The organism is Thermaerobacillus caldiproteolyticus, assembly GCF_013761245.1.
Classification (GTDB): domain Bacteria; phylum Bacillota; class Bacilli; order Bacillales; family Anoxybacillaceae; genus Thermaerobacillus; species Thermaerobacillus caldiproteolyticus.
The window spans coordinates 36,004-54,998 of sequence record NZ_JACDUT010000016.1 but is presented as its reverse complement, the minus strand read 5'-3'; the positions used below and the strand labels follow the sequence as shown (position 1 = coordinate 54,998).

The window sequence follows — 18,995 nt, the reverse complement described above, 5'->3', positions numbered from 1 at the left end:
TCGTCCTGAGCCAGGATCAAACTCTCCATAGAAAGTTAAACAACCTAGCAAATTGACGTGGACGCTTCGTTTTGTTCAGTTTTCAAAGAACATTTGTTTTCATCGCTCAAGGCGACTTTCTCATTTTATCAATTAAACTTTATTTTGTCAACACTCTTTATTTATTTTTCGTCGCTCCGAAGCGACGTTTATCAATTTATCATGTTTAAAATTAAAAGTCAACAACTTTTTTAAAAAATTTATATCCCCTATGATGTTCTCTATTTCATAGGGGATATATACACCTCTTATTTATTACGCATTTGTGGGAATAATAACACATCACGGATAGATGGAGAATTTGTTAATAACATAACAAGTCGGTCTATACCGATACCCAAACCACCTGTTGGCGGCATTCCATATTCAAGTGCTTCAATAAAATCTTCATCCATTTCGTGTGCTTCGTCATTGCCTTGTTCACGTTCTTTTAACTGTGCTTCAAAACGCTCCCTTTGGTCGATTGGGTCATTTAATTCAGTAAAGGCATTCGCATGTTCACGACCAACGATAAATAATTCAAAGCGATCAGTGAAACGTGGGTCATCTGGATTTTTCTTCGCCAGCGGTGAAATTTCAACCGGATGACCATAAATGAACGTCGGTTGAATAAGCTTGTCTTCCACTTTTTGTTCAAAGAATTCATTCACAATATGACCAAACGTCATATGCGGCGCTACTTCTACCCCGTGCTCTTTTGCTAATTCGCGTGCTTCCTCGTCACTCATTTCTTTCCAAAAGTCGACCCCTACGTATTCTTTAATTGCATCAACCATGTGAAGTCGTTTCCATTGAGGTGTTAAGTCGACCGTATGTTCACCGTATTGGATTTTCGTTGTTCCTAGCACTTCTTGAGCGATATGCGCAATCATATTTTCCGTTAAGCTCATAATATCTTTATAGTCCGCATATGCTTCATATAACTCAAGCATTGTAAATTCAGGATTATGCCGCGTTGAGATTCCTTCATTACGGAAGACACGGCCAATTTCATACACCTTTTCCAATCCACCAACAATGAGGCGTTTTAAGTGTAATTCAATGGCAATACGCATATATAACGGAATATCTAACGCGTTATGATGAGTAATAAACGGACGAGCAGCGGCCCCGCCGGCAATCGAATGCATCATTGGTGTCTCTACCTCTAAATAACCATGGCTATCTAAATAACGGCGCATCGATTGAATAATTAAACTGCGTGTAATAAATGTGTTTTTACTTTCTGGATTCATGATTAAATCAAGGTAGCGTTGTCGATACCGTTGCTCGATATCTTTTAAACCATGGTATTTCTCAGGAAGAGGGCGTAATGACTTCGTTAAAAGTTCATAAGATGAAACTTTAATAGATAACTCGCCGACTTTTGTTTTAAACACTGTACCGTGAACGCCAACAATATCTCCTAAATCAGAAGTGTCAAACAGCTCGTATTGTTCTTCACCAACATCATCTTTACGGACATAGATTTGAATTTGCCCTGTTACATCTTGAATATGAGCAAATCCTGCTTTTCCCTTTCCGCGCTTTGTCATAATGCGCCCAGCAATTGCTACTTTGATTTGTTTCTCTTCTAATTCTTCTTTTGACAAATCTCCGTATAAGTCAAAAAGTTCTTGCGCTTTATTCGTACGTTCAAAACGCTTTCCAAATGGATCGATTCCTTTTTCTCTTAATTTATGTAATTTTTCTCGACGAACTCGCAATTGGTCATTTAATTCTTCATGACTCATATCATTCACTCCATTATTAAAGTTTTATGAAAAATACTGCCAGCCAAGGCTGGCAGTAAATAATACATACATTTATTTTCCTTATTTACACAGCCTGTGCATTGCTTTGTTGTTTGTTTTCGACTTCTTCTACAAAGTTCATTAACAGGGTAACAAGTTCTTCTCGTGTGTTACATTCGTTAATCTCATTGCGAATTTTTGCATTTCCGCGAATACCTTTTAAATACCAAGCAGCGTGTTTGCGCATTTCTTTTATGGCAATATGCTCGTTTTTCAAAGCAATTAAACGGTCTAAATGTAAAATACATACTTCGATCTTTTCTCTTACAGAAGGCTCCGGGATAAGCTCTCCTGTTTCCAAATAACGAACAGTACGATAAATCATCCATGGGTTTCCGAGAGCAGCTCTGCCGATCATAACACCGTCTACGCCCGTTTCCTCTAACATTCTCTTCGCATCTTGAGGTGTTTGTACATCACCATTTCCAATGACAGGGATGTTGACCGCTTCTTTTACCTGCTTAATGATATTCCAATCCGCTTTTCCTTCATACATTTGTACTCTCGTTCTCCCATGAACAGCAACCGCCTTGCCACCAGCCCGCTCCACCGCTTGAGCGTTTTCGACTGCGTAAATATGGTTCTCATCCCAGCCGATTCGCATTTTTACTGTTACAGGCTTTTCTACTGCATCGACGATCGCAGCGACCACATCATAAATTTTGTTCGGGTCTAATAACCATTTTGCACCTGCATCACATTTTGTGATTTTTGGAACAGGACAACCCATATTAATATCAATAATATCTGCATTGGTATTTTTATCAACGAATTTAGCTGCTTCTACTAGCGTTTCCTTCTCTCCGCCAAAAATCTGTAGGCTTAATGGCTTTTCGCGCTCATCAATGTACAACATTCCTAGTGTCTTTTCATTATTAAACAAAATTCCTTTATCGCTGACCATCTCCGCACAAACAAGTCCTGCACCAAACTCTTTCACGGTTAGACGAAACGCAGAGTTACATACACCTGCCATCGGGGCAAGCACAACGGGATTTTTTATTTCAATATCACCAATTTTCAGCATCTCTCTACCTCCTTTTTCAATGATCGGAATCGGTCTTCGGTGGAGCAAGCTCATCTACCGTTATATTTAATAGCTTCGCCACCTTGTCTAAAAATTGCTCCGTTGGCAAACGATTCCCGCGCTCAATTTCACCTAAAACGGATACAGAGACTCCTAGATCTTTTGCTAAACTTTCTTGTGTATATCCTTTTAGTTTTCGAAAAGCGCGAATACGTCTTCCCCACTTTTCTGCTTCCATATGCGGACCCCTTCTCTATCTGGTAATTCATCTATGATTAATGCTATATGCTGCTTTACGTTCGGAATACGTATATGAGCATCAAGTTCAAATAACGGAACTAATACGAATGCTCGCTCTACCATTCGTGGATGTGGAATGGTAAGTTGCTCTGTTTCAATATTTTCACGATTATATAATAAAATGTCAAGGTCTAACGTACGTGGTCCCCAACGAATTTCCCTTTTTCTACCAAGTTCCTGTTCAATTTTTCGTGTCACTTCTAGCAAAGCAAATGGTGAAAGGGTGGTTTGAATTTTAATAACCATATTTAAAAATTTATCTTGCTCCACATAACCAACCGGGTCTGTTTCATAAATGGATGACGTGTCGATAACAGAAATTTGTTCATGTTCATCCAGCTTTCTTACAGCTTCCCGCAAATAGTAAAGACGGTTTCCTACATTAGAGCCAAGGGCAATATATGCATAACTTTCCATTTATCGACTCCTTACAATCTCTACCGCTACAGATTCATAGTGCCCCTTAATAGGCGGGTTAGGTTTGATTACTTTCACTGTACAACGATCAATGGTTGGAAAAGAGGATAAAATATTATGAGCGATGTTTTCTGCAACCGCCTCAATGAGGGCAAACTGTCTCTCTTCAACAACTTCCTTACAAATTTCATACAGCTTGGCGTAATTGACAGTGTCGTCTAGGCGATCACTGTTCCCTGCCTTTTGTAAATCTGTTTCGACAATGAGATCAACGAAAAAACGTTGCCCAAGCACATGCTCTTCAGGGAGTGCCCCATGGTACCCATAAAACTCCATCCGATTGACATAAATTTTATCGATGACGATCGCCCCCTTTTCCAAGCATGGCATCCATCATCTTAGCCATTCGCGCTATCGGTAACACATCATGAACACGAACAATATGAACTCCTTTTGCAATTCCAAGACAAATTGTTGCCCCTGTTCCTTCTACACGCTCGTCTACAGGTAGATCAAGAACGTGACCAATAAACGATTTCCGCGATGTTCCTAACAACACAGGGTAACCTAGCTTTGTAAATTCGTCTAAATGTCTCATCACTTCCAAATTATGTTCAAATGTTTTTGCAAAGCCAATGCCCGGGTCTAGAATGATATTTTCATCCTTTACCCCGGCATTTTTCACGAGTTTCACACTTTCAAATAAATCCGCGATCATATCGGAAATTAAATATTCATACTGAAGGTCATGCCGATTGTGCATTAAAATAATGGGAACATCATAATGAGCAGCGACTTCTGCCATTTTCTTATCCGCTTTCGCTCCCCATACATCGTTAATAATATGTGCTCCCGCTTCAATCGCTTGTCTAGCGACTTCCGCCTTATACGTATCAATAGAAATCGGAACATCGACTTCTTCGGCTACCGCTTTAATGACAGGAATGACTCGTCTCAACTCTTCTTCTAATGATACTTTTTCGGCACCAGGTCGTGTCGATTCTCCCCCGATATCAATGATATCCGCTCCATCAGCGACTAGTTTTTTCGCATGCTCGACCGCTCGATCTATAGCGTTAAATCGACCGCCATCAGAAAAAGAATCCGGTGTTACGTTTAAAATTCCCATCACCATAGTTTTACGTTGTAAATCTAATTCATAAGAGCCACAACGAATGACAAAAGATGTTAAGTTCGTTTCTATCATCATTTCATGTCGATCCTTTCCGTTAGTTCGTGTCTTGTCCATAGAAAAGAGGTAAAACGTTCATAATGCTTTTTCAGTAACTTAGTCAATGGACCGCTAGCTCCAAGATAAAAACAGTCATCTACTTGGCCAACAGGAACAATTTCTTGAATCGAATTCGTTACAAATACTTCGTCTGCCTCTTTTAACTCATCAAGAGAGTAGAATCCTTCTTGACAATCAATTTGCAACGCTGTAAGCATAGCGATCACAAATTGTCTTGTCACACCATTCAAAATTCCTGTACCAACAGCTGGGGTATACACCGTTCTATTTTTAACCCAAAAGATGTTAGAAACAATTCCTTCAGCAATGAACCCTTTTTCGTTCAGGAAAATGCCTTCCAATTTAGGGTCGTTCCCAATTTCCCATTTACCTAATACATTGTTAAGATAATGATGAGATTTTAACCGTTCTTTTCCCTCAGGGCTATTTCTTCTTGTTTTTAGAATTCTACATACCTTTTCAATGGAAGAAGACAACATAAGCGGCTTCATATAGACAATAACAGTTGGCTGGTTATATTCGCCTGTCTGCAAGCCGATGTCACCTACACCTGCTGACACATTTAAGCGAACATAGGCATTTTTTAATTGATTCGCCTCCAGCAACTGATAAATAATTTGGGTAACCTCATTCCGATGAAGGGTTAAGGCAATATTCATTTCCCATAAGCTGTCATGGAGTCGCGCAAGATGATCGTCTAAAAGAAACGGATGTCCATCATACGTGCGAAACGTCTCAAACACACCAAGCCCGTACATAAAGCCATGATCAAACGGTGAAATGCTCGCTTCGTCCTTATGAACAATATCACCATTTACATATAAATACATCGATTATCGAACCCTTTTATATGTTTCAATAAAGTTTTTTAATAGCTGCATGCCATGGCTTGTCATAATCGATTCTGGGTGAAATTGTACCCCTTCAATCGGCAATGTTTTATGACGAATCGCCATAATCTCGCCTTCTTCCGTCCATGCCGAGATGTCAAAACAACTTGGTAGCGTTTCTTTTTTGACAATCAGCGAATGATAACGCGTCGCCGTAAATGGATTAGGAACATTCGTAAAAATCGTCTTTCCGTCATGAAAGATTTGTGATGTTTTCCCATGCATTAACCGTTCTGCTCGAACAACCTCTCCACCAAATACTTGCGCGATTGACTGATGGCCTAAACACACGCCGAAAATCGGAATTTTCCCGGCAAAATGTTCGATGGCGCTCATACTTATTCCCGCTTCATCCGGGCTGCACGGACCAGGCGAAATCATTAGAAAATCAGGGTTCAGTTTCTCGATCTCTTCGATCGTAATTTCATCATTTCGCTTTACAATTAATTCTTCCCCTAATGCCCCTAAATATTGAACTAAGTTGTACGTAAATGAATCGTAATTATCAATCATAAAAATCATCTTTCTCACCTCATGCTCAAAAATGGTTGCTCTGCTTCGCTCAACTCTTTTGCTTTCCAAAGCGCTGCCGCTTTTTTCAAACATTCTTGATACTCATATTCAGGACGTGAGTCAATGACAATGCCTGCTCCTGCTTGTACGTGAGCCATCCCGTCTTTTGCGATCATCGTTCGAATTGCAATATTCAGTTCCATATCCCCATTAAAGCCTATCCAGCCAATGGAACCTGTGTATACACTGCGCCGTACTGGTTCGAGCTCCTCAATAATTTCCATCGTCCGCACTTTTGGTGCTCCCGTAATCGTTCCTCCTGGAAAGACCGCTTGAATGACGTCAAACGCATCTTTTCCATCCTGCAACTGTCCTGATACGTGGGAAACAATGTGCATGACATGAGAATACGCTTCAATCGTCATCCATTCGTCTACTTTTACTGTACCATATTGACATACTCTTCCTAAATCATTACGTTCTAAATCAACGAGCATCACATGCTCAGCTCTCTCTTTTTCATTTGCTAGTAGCTTTGCTGCAATTTGTTCATCTTCCCCTTTTGTTTTCCCGCGTGAACGCGTTCCAGCAATAGGTCTTGTACTAACTTTACTCCCCTTTTTCTTCACAAGCAGCTCCGGCGAACCGCTGACAATTTGAAACTCTGGAAAGTGAAGGTACGCCATGTACGGAGAAGGATTAAGCAAACGCAGCTGTTCATAAATATGAAACGGATACGTTAAAAGCGGCTTTGATTGACGGACAGATAAATTGACTTGAAATACGTCACCTTGAGCAATATATTGCCGTACTTTTTCGACTGCTTCCATAAATTCCACTTCTGTCATTGAGACAGTTTCTTTTTCCGCTGTTGGTACAAACGGCATCGGCTCTACTTCCGCACGCTCTTTTAACCATAATGCCTCATATTGAGCAAGTCTTTGCTCAGCCTCTTGCTGCTCCCCTTCTATATAATTTGTAATGAGATATAATGTTTGTTCATCATGATCGTAAACAAATACATCATCAAAAATAAGAAAATATAACTCAGGAAGCTGAAGATCATCTTTCGCTTTGGAAGGAAGGCGTTCAATATAACGAGCACAGTCATAACTAACGTATCCAATCGCTCCCCCCTGGAATTGCGGTCCCTCACTAAAAGAAACGGTTCCTGCTTGCACAAACCATTGCTTCATTAACAACAATGGATTACCGTGCCACCGCTCTTCTTGCCCTTTATACCGAACAACTAGCTCTGTTCCCTTTCCTTGTATAGTTCCAGCTGGATATAATCCGATAATGCTATAGCGTCCCGCCCGGCCGCTTTCTAACAAAACATGATATGGTTCGTTTTTCGCTAACGTTTTATATTGTTGAAACCAATCTCGTTGTTTATAAGGGATCTTTCGCTTCAGGATTTTTCGTGCTTGCATAAACGGTCGTTCCAACTCCCTCCTTACATTCGATACGTTTATTGTACAATGAATTGCAGCACATATCATTATGAAAAAAATTTCGACAGGGACTTGTCCCTGTCGAAAAAATGTTTTGAATGATTTCTTATTCTTCAAATTGGTACAATGCCGTGCTTAAATAACGTTCACCGTTACTTGGAATAATCGCCAATACTTTTTTCCCTTTTCCAAGTTCTTTCGCCACTTTTAATGCCGCATGAATTGCAGCACCTGATGAAATACCGCCAAGTATCCCTTCTTCACGAGCGGCACGTCGAGCTGCTGCAAACGCTTCTTCTGTTGTTACGGCAATCACTTCATCATAAATGTTTGTATCTAAAATGTCTGGCACAAATCCTGCGCCGATGCCTTGAATTTTATGAGGCCCTGGTTTTCCTCCTGACAATACTGGGGAATCTGCCGGTTCCACCGCGTAAATTTTAATGTTTGGATATGCTTCGCGAAGCACTTGGCCAGCCCCTGTAATCGTTCCGCCAGTACCGATTCCTGCAACAAACGCATCCAATTGGTCGCCCATTTGTTCAACGATTTCTTTTCCTGTCGTTAAACGATGGATTTCTGGATTTGCTTCGTTTTTAAATTGTTGTGGCATAAAATAACCATGTTCACTCGCTAGCTCTTCCGCCTTGCGAATCGCTCCACGCATTCCTTCACTTCCTGGTGTTAACACTAGCTCTGCCCCGTAAGCACGCAATAAATTACGACGTTCTAAGCTCATTGTATCTGGCATGACAAGAATCGCCTTATATCCTTTTGCAGCTGCGACCATCGCTAAACCGATTCCTGTGTTTCCGCTTGTTGGTTCGATAATCGTGTCACCAGGTTTTAATTTTCCTTCTTTTTCTGCCGCTTCGATCATCGCTAAGGCAATACGGTCTTTCACGCTGCTTCCAGGGTTCATAAATTCCAATTTCACATACACGTCTGCACTGTCTTCGTCAACGATGCGATTTAATTTCACCGCTGGAGTGTCACCGATTAATTCTGTAATGGAGTTTACTGCACGAGCCATTTTTCTTCACCCCTAATCCCGATTAATTTTATCGAATTTGTTTCAAATGTATCAGCTATTGTCTCAATTGTCAATCATTTAAATTTTTTAACTTTTTATTCAGATGAAGTTTGGGATGAAGTTTGGGCAAGATGTTTTAGCTCTTCTAACTCCTCTTTTGTAAAATGATAAGTTTCATTACAAAAATGACAGGATGCTTCCGCATGACCTTCTTCATCTATAATTTCTTGAATTTCTTCAGGCCCTAAGCTCATAATAGCATCGGCAATCCGCTCCCTCGAACATCTGCATACGAACGCAACAGGAAGCGTTTCAAGAATGTTAACATTTCCTTTTCCTAATACCTCTTCTAACACTTCTTCTGGCGTTAATCCTTTTTCAATCATTCTCGAAACAGGTGGAATGGATTGAAGTCGCTGTTCGATCTCCTCGATCGTTTTCTCGTTTGTACCAGGCATTAGCTGAAGAATAAACCCTCCAGCTGCTAATATCGTGTTATCTGGATTGACTAAGACACCTACGCCAACAGATGAAGGAATTTGCTCGGAAGACGCAAAATAGTAGGTAAAATCTTCTCCTAATTCTCCAGAAACAATCGGTACTTGTCCAGTAAAGAAGTCTCGCAGTCCTAAATCTTTGACCACGGTTAACGTTCCGTTTGTTCCTACAGCTCGTGCCACATCTAATTTGCCGTATTGGTTTAAGTCAAAATGAACATGGGGATTCGTCACATATCCGCGTACTTCTCCTTTTGCATTACTGTCTACGAGAATTGTACCAACGGGTCCGCCACCTTCAATTTTAATCGTTAATTTACTATCCCCTTTTAGCATTGCTCCCATCATAACTCCTGCTGTCATAGCGCGCCCAAGCGCAGCCGAGGCGGTAGGCCATGTCTGATGACGTCGTTGCGCCTCGCTCACCGTTTCTGTGGTACGTACCGCATACGCCCTTACTTGTCCATCATATGCTAATGCCTTTACTAAGTAGTCTGACATAAAACTCAACCTTTCGTTATTTTTTATCGACGTTTTTCTCGTATAAAAGTTGCAGTCCTTTTAGAGTTAAAAACGGATCAACAATATCAATGACGTTCGATTCATTCGCAATCAGAGAAGCGAGCCCGCCTGTTGCAATGACTTTAGGTGGAAGAGCACTTTTTTCTTTCATTCGTGATACGATTCCTTCCACTTGTCCAACATATCCATATAAAATCCCCGCTTGCATCGCGCTTACGGTATTTTTACCAATAATGTCATCCGGACGGGCGATTTCAATGCGAGGTAATTTCGCTGCCCGCGAGTAAAGCGCCTCCGTAGAAATGGTAATTCCAGGCGCAATCGCTCCCCCCATATATTGTTTATGTTCATTGATATAACAATACGTCGTTGCCGTACCAAAATCGACAATAATCAGCGGACTTCCATACAAATGAATGCCGGCTACCGCATTAACAATTCGGTCTGCCCCTACTTCCCTTGGGTTATCATATTTAATATTTAATCCTGTTTTAATACCAGGACCAACGATTAAAGGTTTTATATGGAAATATTTGAAACACATCCGTTCAAGGGCAAACATAATCGGTGGCACAACAGAAGAAATAATAATACCGTCAATATCAGAAAAATCGAGACCGACATGATTCAGTAGTGCCTTAATCGTCATGCCGTATTCATCTTCTGTTTTTCCACGGCTTGTTTCGATGCGCCAATGATGTTTTAATTCCTCTCCGTCATACACCCCGAGAACCGTATTTGTATTGCCAACATCTAACACAAAAATCATCGCTTCATCCCCACTTTTCACAAGTTCTTACTTTTTTCATCATATCATAACTCCTTGTTCTTACGGTAAAAAAAGATGTCCCTGTAAAAAGAGACATCTTATTCTTCCTTCTTCGTATGAATGTTCACTTTGACATCATCGTTTTGCTCGTTTTGATTCTCATTGCGATTCGGAAGCGTTCCATGCTCAAACAAATGTTTAATTTGTTCAGCATCCAATGTTTCCACTTCAAGCAATGTTTTTGCAATCAATTCCAGCTTATCACGGTTTTCCGTTAAAATTTTCTTCGCTTTTTCGTAACATTCTTTAATGATTCTTTGAATTTCAAGGTCGATTTCATAAGCGATTTGGTCACTATAATTTTGTTCATTATGCAAGTCACGACCTAAAAACACTTGCCCATGAGATTGGCCAAACTGCATTGGCCCTAACTTATCACTCATTCCAAACTCAGTGACCATTCGACGAGCAATGTTCGTTGCACGTTGGAAGTCGTTGTGCGCTCCTGTGCTTACCTCGTTAAAGACAATTTCTTCAGCGACTCTACCGCCTAATAAGCCAGTGATTCTATCTAATAATTCTGGTTTTGTCATAAAATAACGATCTTCCTTCGGCAACATGACAGCATAACCACCAGCTTGACCACGCGGAACAATCGTAACTTTATGAACCATCTCAGCATCGGCTAATACCATACCAATGACCGTATGGCCTGCCTCATGGTAAGCGACAATGTTTCGCTCTTTTTCAGAGATGACGCGACTTTTTTTCGCCGGTCCAGCAATGACACGGTCTGTCGCTTCGTCGATGTCGCTCATATCAATTTTCTTTTTGTTTTGTCGGGCTGCTACAAGTGCTGCCTCGTTCAGCAAGTTTTCTAAATCGGCACCAGAGAACCCTGGTGTGCGCATTGCGATCGTCTTCAAGTCCACTGATTCATCCAACGGCTTATTGCGAGCATGCACTCTTAACACTGCTTCACGGCCTTTCACATCCGGACGATCCACTGTAATTTGACGGTCAAAACGACCCGGACGCAATAAAGCTGGGTCCAAAATATCCGGACGGTTCGTTGCCGCAATGATAATAATTCCTTCGTTACCGCTAAATCCATCCATCTCAACAAGCAACTGGTTAAGCGTCTGTTCACGCTCGTCATGTCCGCCGCCAAGACCTGCACCGCGTTGACGACCAACTGCATCAATTTCGTCGATAAAAATAATGCATGGCGCGTTCTTTTTCGCTGTTTCAAATAAGTCACGCACACGTGAAGCACCGACACCGACGAACATCTCCACGAAATCAGAACCACTTATGGAGAAAAATGGTACACCAGCTTCACCAGCAACAGCGCGCGCTAATAATGTTTTCCCGGTTCCCGGCGGGCCAACGAGAAGCACTCCTTTTGGAATGCGGGCACCAAGCTCCACGAACTTTCTTGGATCCTTTAAAAACTCAACGATTTCGACAAGCTCTTGCTTCTCTTCATCCGCTCCAGCAACATCTCGAAAACGAACCTTTTTCTTGTCTTCACTATATAGTTTCGCACGGCTTTTCCCGAAATTCATCACCCGACTACCGCCGCCTTGCGCTTGGTTCAGCAAGAAGAAAAACAGAATGAAAATAATGACAAACGGAATGATCGAGGTGAAGAATGTCACCCAACCGCTCGTTTCGTCTGCCGGCATGACTTCTACTCTAGTCCGCTTTGCTGCGGCATCGATACGATTCAGCACCGTATCACTATTCATGACGTAAGTCGAAAAGTATTGACCTTCATCGTAGGTTTTTAATTGCCCCCTTATTTCATACACACCGCGCTCGGGCTTCATCGAAAACGATTTGACATCACCATTTTCCAGGTGCGTAATAAAGGCGTCATATGTCATCGGCTCCGTCCGTTGGTTACTTCCGTTAAAGAAGCTGACAACACCAATGACAACAAGAAAAATCAATAAATAAAATATCGTATTACGGAAGATCCGATTCATTTCTTGCCTCCTCCCATATCAAACACACTATAGTCAATAGTATCATAGAAAATCATGTCAATACAACAAATTAGCCGGCTACGATAAAGACTTACTTGCTATATACTTCCGGTTTCAATACACCGATATAAGGAAGGTTGCGGTATTTTTCACAATAGTCTAATCCATAACCGACAACAAATTCATCTGGAACAATAAATCCTACATAGTCTGCTTCAATATTTGCTTTACGCCCTGAAGGCTTATCTAAAAGCGTGACAATTTTAATTGATTTTGCCTTTCGATAGCGGAATAAGTCAACTAAATAACTTAACGTTAAACCACTGTCAATAATGTCCTCGATAATTAAAATATCGCGTCCTTCAACAGAAGTATTTAAGTCTTTTAAAATTTTTACTTCTCCAGATGATACAGTTGCATTCCCATAACTAGATACATCCATAAAATCCATTTCTAAATATGTATCGATGTTTTTCAATAAATCCGCCATAAACGGCATAGCTCCTTTTAATACACCGACAGCGAGCGGAAAGCGCCCTTCATATTCTTTTGTCAACAATTCCCCTAATTCTTTCACTTTTTCCTGTATTTGCTCTTCTGTAATTAAAACTTTTTGAATATCTTGGTTCATCCCCATTTTCTTTTCCTCCTAGATGTTCATTGCTCTTTATAGTGTAATACAAGATAGTGCGTTTTTGTAACATCAGTTGCTTCAAAAGCAGATTTTTTTAGCTTTGGAAGCCATAAAATGTTTCCTTGTCCATCTTCAACAATCGGCCAACTTTCTCTCTCGTGCAAAGGGATTTTTTCTTCTATGAAAATTTCCTTAATTTTCTTTGTCCCTTTTGTCCCTTTTAATGTCATCCGGTCACCGGCGCGTCTTGTTCGAACTCGCAAAGGAAACGTAATCGCTTCAGGGTCAACAATAAATGTGTCATTCCCTTTTTGCTCTCGCGGATAGTGTTCCCAAAATTCACTAATGATTGCATATCCATTTGGAAGATGCAGCACGGAAGGAACATCGAGCTCAAATGTATACGTATAAGATTCCTGTTCGTGAAAGGTAAAAACGCAACTTTGATACGAGCGAATGACTTTTAAACCGTTGGGAAAATCCAACCTACCAGAAGGGTGGTTATTGTGCAAAAGCGCCAATACATGGTTAATATGTATCGAAGATAAAGAAGATGGAACTCCGTTATAAAGATAGTTCAATATTAGTTGAATCCCTCTTCTTTGTAAAGGCTTGGGCAACGTCTGAAACGGCTTAATGTGCAATATGACCGCTCCATGCTGTTTTTCCATTACCTTATTCATCGCTTCGCTCGTTAATTCCTCTAAAAACGTTTCATCTTCTGCAACCATTTCACTATAATGTTGAAACCGCTCATGAACATGCGGATTTTCTTTTTTTAAAAACGGAACCACGTAACGGCGAAACCGATTTCGGGTGTAACTATCTTTTTCATTGCTTGCATCATAGCGCGGTTTAAGGGCGTGTTCTCGGCAATACTCTTCGATGTCATCGCGGCTGACAGCTAAAAAAGGGCGAATGATCTGCCCAAAATAGAAAGGGCGCTTCGCAGGAATGCCGGCATACCCTCTACCGTTACTTCCACGAACAAGCCTCATTAAAATCGTTTCGATTTGATCATCCCCATGATGTGCTAACGCTAAATAGGTAGCGGAATGCTTTTCCATTACTTCTTTAAAAAAGCGATAGCGGCATTCCCGTGCTGCTTCTTGGGCGCTGATCTTCCATTGGCGTTGGAAGGAGGGTACATTGATTTGTTTCGTCTCACATATAATACCGAATTTCTCGCAAACGTGTTTCACAAAATTCATATCTTCTGCCGACTCTTTGCCACGAAACATATGGTCAACATGAGCAGCGATGACAGTTAAGTTCCAGTCATGTTGAATCGTACAAAAAAAATGAAGTAAAGCAAGCGAATCAGGACCACCTGACACCCCAACGACAACCGTTGAATTCGGCGTAAGCAATTGATGCTTTTTTATAAATGAGTGAACTTTCTCAAGCATACAATAAAAACCTCTTTATTCATTTTCTATACTCTTAATGTATCATTAATGAAACATTTTCTCAAAAAAGAATGTCTCTTATTGAAGCACTTTCCCGTATATATACAATACATAAATAAATAGCAGAGCCATAACAATCATTGTCGTTTCTACTAAGCCACTTCGTTTCTTTCTTTTTTTATGCCGTCCTGCCGTTCTTGTCCGTTCGTTTGTCTTTTGACGAGGCATGTAGGAATCATGATGAATGGCAGCAATCAAATCACGCTTCATCTCTGCTACTTGCTTATATTCCCCATTAATCGCTTTGATTAATACAGACTGATATTTCCGAAGCGTGGCATCTGCCTGAATCATACTCATTAACTGCCGGCGACCATCTCCTTTCTTTTCAAACCGCGTCGGATAACAGGCGTGAATCATAATCATAGCCACCGCAAACAAATCATAAGAAGGCTCTGCTTTGCGCGAACCTATTCCCCAATAGCCTCGGTCGTAAAACTCTGTAAATTCCTTAATTGCCCTACCTTGTAAAGTAGTCCCCCCCACATCGAGAAGACGAATCGTTGGTGCCGGTCCTGCTACTAATAAATTTTCCGGTTTTAAATCCCCAAACACCCACCCTTCTTTATGAAGTTTTTCTAATGCAGATAAAAGTTGTAAAACAAGAATGACAATCCATTCTTTTCCTCTCTTTCGGATAAACGTAAAAAACTCGTCACCTTTTATATATTCCATGACATAAAAAGGAATAACTTGATTAGTATAAGGATCACGCCAATCGTCTACATCTAGCAAAGAAGGCCCAAGGGCAACTCCCTGGACCTTGGAAAACCGTCGTAATACGTTCACTTCTGATGTAATGGCTGTACTATTATCACTTAGTTTTAACGCTACAAGTTCTTTGGTACTCTCCGCTAAATAAACAACCCCGTTCGCTCCTTTACCAAGTCGTTTGATAATTTTATAACCATGCTTATGCCATTTTCCCGTAATAACCGTTCCTGCTCGAAGGTTACATAGATGATTCTTCAAAGTATGATTCATCACCAGATATCAATCTCCTTAGGGAACGCTTTTGGTTAAAATATGTCATTGCTTCGCGCAGCGCTGGACCGGTTGGAGTAAGTCCGCCTGAAGTAAGCTTAGGAAAAATGGTAGATAGCGCTTCCAGCTTTGGTGTCCAGTCAAGTACTTTTTCGACATCGCTATGTTTCCCCGGAAATACAAACACAGCAAAGCGATTATCGCCGATACGAGCATTTAAACTAAGTGATAAATCAAATAGAGCCTCCTTTACCGTCGGCAGTTTTGTTTTCATACTTCCGCTTGTATCTATCAATATTAAAACTTCCAATTCGACCGTCTCTCCAAGCTCGTCCACCACTTCCATCACTTCGCCACGTTTTTCCGGCGGTAAATCTTCTAATGATACATCCGAACCTAAAATTTGCTTTAATTCCCGGTTTACAACACCTTGCAATGTTTGGGTCATTGCCTTTCTTGTGACCATCTGTACTGTTTGCGATAGTTGTTTCGCGTAGACAACCTGACTTACTCCACCTCCCGACATCGCAATCCCTTCAATTTCGCGCAACCCGTTTTCATCAATGGTATCTTGGTCAAGTACACCGATGACATTGACTGTAATCCCTTGTTCCCTTGCTAAAGCAGCCATCGCAATTGGATCTTCACCATGATTTGAACAACCATCTGTAATCAATAAAATTTGGCGTAATGCTCCTTTACGCACCTTCCATTCCCCTCCTCAACTTGATGTATTACCATCATCGCCGGAATGGAAGAATTTTATACTTTTATTGTGCCTTTTTCGCATACATATAAGCAGGAATCGTTGCCCATTTTGGGGTATTATGTTTGATTTTTGCGACAACGACTGTCATGTCATCTTCAATTCTTCCAGAGCGAGTCCGAATGACTTCTTCCATAATTAAATCGGCTACTTCTTGTGGATCATTCGTCTGTAATTCTTTGATTTTTCGCTTCATCCATAATTCATGGTTTTCTACATGAGAAGGCCCCTCAAACACACCGTCGCTCATCATAATTAGCAAGTCTCCCGCTTTTAACTGTTCCGTCACAATTTCAAATTCGAATTCTTTCAAAATTCCCATCGGTAAATTACTTGCCTCAATTTTAATCACTTTATCCCCGCGCTTTACAAAACTTGGAGTCGATCCAATTTTCAAAAACTTCGTCGAAGCATCTTGCAAATCTATCATCGCTAAATCGAGCGTAGAAAAAATCTCGTCGGTCGTTCGCAAAGAAAGAATGGAATTGATAGACTTAATAGCAATCGATTCATCAATGCCAGTTTGCAAAATTTTTTGCAATAGCTGCAGCGTTTCATTGCTTTCGCTATGTGCCCTCTCGCCATTTCCCATCCCATCGCTAATGGCAATCGCATATTTTCCTGTCGCTAACTCAATCATCGAATAACTATCTCCGGAAACAAGCCCACCGCCTTTAGCAGCATAAGCTACGCCTGTGTCCACCGTAAAAGTTTTTGTAGAACCAAAGGCAACACGGCAATAATCATTTGGATATACAGCACACTCCTCCCTTTTCACAACAATCGTTTCTCCTAAAATATCCGAAAGCATTGGAGCAATTAACTTTTCGCACTCACCATGGCCTTCGCAATACGGGATGCTCATTTCAATATCGATATTGCCTTTTTCTAGACTGTAAATATCGACATATCCAACTTCAATTCCAAACTCTTGTAACGCATGAAAAATTTGTTCTTCCTGCAAATAATGATTTTCCCGCTCCCGCTGAATTTCTGTCGCAAAATCTTCCATGACTTGGGAAACACCTATCAGTTGTTCAGCGACTAGCTTTCTACTTTCATTCACTTGTTTTCGTAGTTTTTTGTTTGCCTGATAGAGGGCGACCTCTTTTTCGATCATTTCGACCACTTTATTTGCTTTCACGCAATGCCGATCCCATTCGCGTAACAACTTATGATTGCTTACTAAATCTCCATTATCCGCCTCTAACATAATTCGTTTCATATATCCATACGTTGTATCAAAATGATAGGACCAACATTGTTCTTTTTTAAAGCAAGTTTGACACGTTTTTTCTGTTACACCACTTAAAAAGTAGTCAATTTCTTTCTCATCATATTCCTCTGAAGAAAATCCATACGTGGAAAAGCTATTCGCCAATGCTTGAAACACATGAGAAAACTGAGCAACCCGCTGTGCGGTGACGTCGCGAATTTTCCGAACATATTGCTGTTGTTCATTTGCATATTCTACTGTTCCTGGAATATATTTAGAAATTTTTTTCGTTAATGAACTTGGAGTGCACCAAAATAACACAATTGCCAGACAAGATTCCATGACCGTCGGCACAATATCCGCTTTTCCATTTCCATATAGGCCGATCAGCAATGTAGCAATGAACAGCCCAAAAGCCACACCGATTTTTCTTCCTTCTTTTAGCAATCCTCCCAAAAGGCCAGCAAACGCTAATAAACTCATTTCGTATAGATTTTCAACATTTGCCAAACTTAAAATAAGCCCTGTAACGACTCCTACTGTCGAACCAATTGTAGTTCCGGCCACAAAAGCGAGTAATAATACGAGATAACGAGACATAATATGTTCTAGTGATAAGCCGTAAAATGACCAACCAATCATTCCAGTCAACATCGAAGCAAGTAAAATAATCAGCGAAATAACTTCTTCTGCCCGCAATGCTTGCTTATGTTTGCGAACCGTTAGCAAGGGAATACTCTGAATGAAAATGAGCGTCAACACAAAGCCGAGACCTGCCTCAACAAAAGCCATTACTGCTTCGTACATCGTTTTGTTTTCTAATAAAAAGTATGTAATGACTAATTTTGTAGAAGCCGATAGACAAAATACAACAAAAGGTATCATTTTTAGGGAATCACTAAAAAACTTTTTAACGAGTCCATAAAAAACGAGAAAACTAAACATCGCAGTAAACACAAATAATGTTGTTTCAAATGATAAGGTAAGCGAACCCGCCATTAACGCTACAAATGCTAATCCAGCTTTATCACGACGCATCGTATAAACAGCGGCAAAGAACGGTAACGCAAAAGGAGTCAATTTCGATAAAATTAACGCTCGTCCAAGTAAAAAACCGATTACTAGTAAAAGAAATCCTTTATGAATAAATAAATGTCCAATTCGTAATTTCAAATGACGAATCCAACGTGAAAAGACAGCTTGCGTCTGGTTTAAAGACACCTCTGAAATTTGGTTTATCCAACTTCTTTCGATTCTTTCCATTCCGACCACTCCTTTGCTTTTCTCTTGACTCTATTATATCTTCTTAATTGTCAAAAAAATGTCAAAAAAGGAAAGTGGTATAAAAAAACCCTTCGACGTATTTCTTGCTAACATGTCATTATCCATACCTAAATTTGTTATAAACAACGAAAAAGGAGATATATAT

At 40.5% G+C, this 18,995-nt stretch carries 18 protein-coding genes; all 18 read right to left on the bottom strand.

The genetic code is table 11. From position 1 onward, the window contains the following. Positions 1–287 precede the first annotated feature (287 nt). Positions 288–1,772: a lysine--tRNA ligase gene (gene lysS, locus HNR31_RS17160; RefSeq protein WP_181557406.1), complete on the bottom strand. Its 1,485-nt coding sequence runs from the start codon at positions 1,770–1,772 to the stop codon at positions 288–290. Positions 1,773–1,857: 85 nt separating this feature from the next. Continuing rightward, the gene (gene dusB, locus HNR31_RS17155; RefSeq protein WP_181557405.1) at positions 1,858–2,859 is read right to left on the bottom strand and encodes a tRNA dihydrouridine synthase DusB; all 1,002 of its coding nucleotides are present in this window, start codon (positions 2,857–2,859) and stop codon (positions 1,858–1,860) included. Positions 2,860–2,875: 16 nt separating this feature from the next. Then, positions 2,876–3,097: a helix-turn-helix domain-containing protein gene (locus tag HNR31_RS17150; RefSeq protein ID WP_181557404.1), complete on the bottom strand. Its 222-nt coding sequence runs from the start codon at positions 3,095–3,097 to the stop codon at positions 2,876–2,878. Then, positions 3,049–3,576 (bottom strand): 2-amino-4-hydroxy-6-hydroxymethyldihydropteridine diphosphokinase, encoded by a 528-nt coding sequence (folK, locus tag HNR31_RS17145; protein WP_181557403.1) that lies wholly within the window; start codon positions 3,574–3,576, stop codon positions 3,049–3,051. Before folK ends, HNR31_RS17150 begins: the two co-directional genes overlap by 49 nt. Continuing rightward, entirely contained in the window at positions 3,577–3,966 is a 390-nt protein-coding gene (gene folB, locus HNR31_RS17140; RefSeq protein ID WP_181557402.1) for a dihydroneopterin aldolase, read from the bottom strand. Beyond that, positions 3,929–4,786: a dihydropteroate synthase gene (gene folP, locus HNR31_RS17135; protein WP_373367418.1), complete on the bottom strand. Its 858-nt coding sequence runs from the start codon at positions 4,784–4,786 to the stop codon at positions 3,929–3,931. The genes folB and folP overlap by 38 nt, the downstream gene beginning before the upstream one ends. Then, positions 4,783–5,658, bottom strand: coding sequence for an aminodeoxychorismate lyase (pabC, locus tag HNR31_RS17130; RefSeq protein ID WP_181557401.1), 876 nt, complete (start codon positions 5,656–5,658; stop codon positions 4,783–4,785). The genes folP and pabC overlap by 4 nt, the downstream gene beginning before the upstream one ends. Positions 5,659–5,661: 3 nt before the next feature. Next, entirely contained in the window at positions 5,662–6,240 is a 579-nt protein-coding gene (gene pabA, locus HNR31_RS17125; RefSeq protein ID WP_181557400.1) for an aminodeoxychorismate/anthranilate synthase component II, read from the bottom strand. Between the two features lie 5 nt (positions 6,241–6,245). Next, the gene (gene trpE / locus HNR31_RS17120) at positions 6,246–7,664 is read right to left on the bottom strand and encodes an anthranilate synthase component I (protein ID WP_181557411.1); all 1,419 of its coding nucleotides are present in this window, start codon (positions 7,662–7,664) and stop codon (positions 6,246–6,248) included. Positions 7,665–7,791: 127 nt separating this feature from the next. After that, positions 7,792–8,718, bottom strand: coding sequence for a cysteine synthase A (cysK, locus tag HNR31_RS17115; RefSeq protein ID WP_181557399.1), 927 nt, complete (start codon positions 8,716–8,718; stop codon positions 7,792–7,794). Positions 8,719–8,813: 95 nt separating this feature from the next. Further along, a complete protein-coding gene (gene hslO / locus HNR31_RS17110; protein ID WP_181557398.1) occupies positions 8,814–9,716 on the bottom strand; it encodes an Hsp33 family molecular chaperone HslO in 903 nt (300 codons plus the stop codon). A gap of 16 nt (positions 9,717–9,732) precedes the next feature. Continuing rightward, a complete protein-coding gene (locus HNR31_RS17105) occupies positions 9,733–10,506 on the bottom strand; it encodes a type III pantothenate kinase (protein WP_181557397.1) in 774 nt (257 codons plus the stop codon). A 98-nt stretch (positions 10,507–10,604) separates the two neighbouring features. Continuing rightward, a complete protein-coding gene (ftsH, locus tag HNR31_RS17100) occupies positions 10,605–12,497 on the bottom strand; it encodes an ATP-dependent zinc metalloprotease FtsH (protein WP_181557396.1) in 1,893 nt (630 codons plus the stop codon). A gap of 91 nt (positions 12,498–12,588) precedes the next feature. Continuing rightward, positions 12,589–13,134 carry a hypoxanthine phosphoribosyltransferase gene (gene hpt / locus HNR31_RS17095; RefSeq protein WP_181557395.1) on the bottom strand — a complete coding sequence of 182 codons (546 nt, stop codon included), beginning with the start codon at positions 13,132–13,134 and terminating at the stop codon, positions 12,589–12,591. A 20-nt stretch (positions 13,135–13,154) separates the two neighbouring features. Beyond that, entirely contained in the window at positions 13,155–14,540 is a 1,386-nt protein-coding gene (tilS, locus tag HNR31_RS17090) for a tRNA lysidine(34) synthetase TilS (protein WP_181557394.1), read from the bottom strand. A gap of 78 nt (positions 14,541–14,618) precedes the next feature. Then, entirely contained in the window at positions 14,619–15,584 is a 966-nt protein-coding gene (locus tag HNR31_RS17085; protein WP_220129602.1) for a serine/threonine protein kinase, read from the bottom strand. Continuing rightward, positions 15,553–16,290, bottom strand: a complete 738-nt coding sequence (locus tag HNR31_RS17080) for a vWA domain-containing protein (protein WP_181557392.1) — start codon at positions 16,288–16,290, stop codon at positions 15,553–15,555. Before HNR31_RS17080 ends, HNR31_RS17085 begins: the two co-directional genes overlap by 32 nt. Before the next feature lie 64 nt (positions 16,291–16,354). Next, positions 16,355–18,829 (bottom strand): stage II sporulation protein E, encoded by a 2,475-nt coding sequence (gene spoIIE / locus HNR31_RS17075; RefSeq protein WP_181557391.1) that lies wholly within the window; start codon positions 18,827–18,829, stop codon positions 16,355–16,357. Positions 18,830–18,995 lie beyond the last annotated feature (166 nt).